Raw genomic sequence first — 542 nt, 5'->3', positions numbered from 1 at the left:
CGTCAAGGTTGGCGAAGAAGTCGAGATCGTCGGCATTCGTCCGACCACCAAGACGACCGTGACCGGCGTTGAAATGTTCCGCAAGCTGCTCGACCAGGGCCAGGCTGGCGACAACATCGGCGCGCTGCTGCGTGGCGTGACCCGTGACGGCGTCGAGCGTGGTCAGATCCTGTGCAAGCCGGGTTCGGTCAAGCCGCACAAGAAGTTCAAGGCGGAAGCCTACATCCTGACGAAGGAAGAGGGTGGCCGTCATACGCCGTTCTTCACCAACTATCGTCCGCAGTTCTACTTCCGCACGACGGACGTGACGGGYATCGTCACGCTKCCGGAAGGCACGGAAATGGTCATGCCGGGCGACAACGTKGCCGTTGACGTCGAGCTGATCGTTCCGATCGCGATGGAAGAGAAGCTGCGCTTCGCTATCCGCGAAGGCGGCCGTACCGTCGGCGCCGGCATCGTCGCCTCCATCGTCGAGTAATCGACGAACAATATCGAATTGAAGAAAGGCCCTGCGGGAAACTGCGGGGCCTTTTGTTTTGGGC

At 60.9% G+C, this 542-nt stretch carries 1 protein-coding gene; it reads left to right on the top strand.

The annotated features are described in order from the left end of the window. Window positions 1–478: EF-Tu C-terminal domain-related protein (locus AC1D0P_RS27850; RefSeq protein WP_477679688.1), on the top strand; the 478-nt coding region annotated here is incomplete at its 5' end. Window positions 479–542: the final 64 nt, after the last annotated feature.

Source organism: Polaromonas sp. P1_G2 (assembly GCF_056405515.1).
Note: the sequence above shows the minus strand (reverse complement) of the source record. Positions and strands in the feature narration are given on the sequence as shown.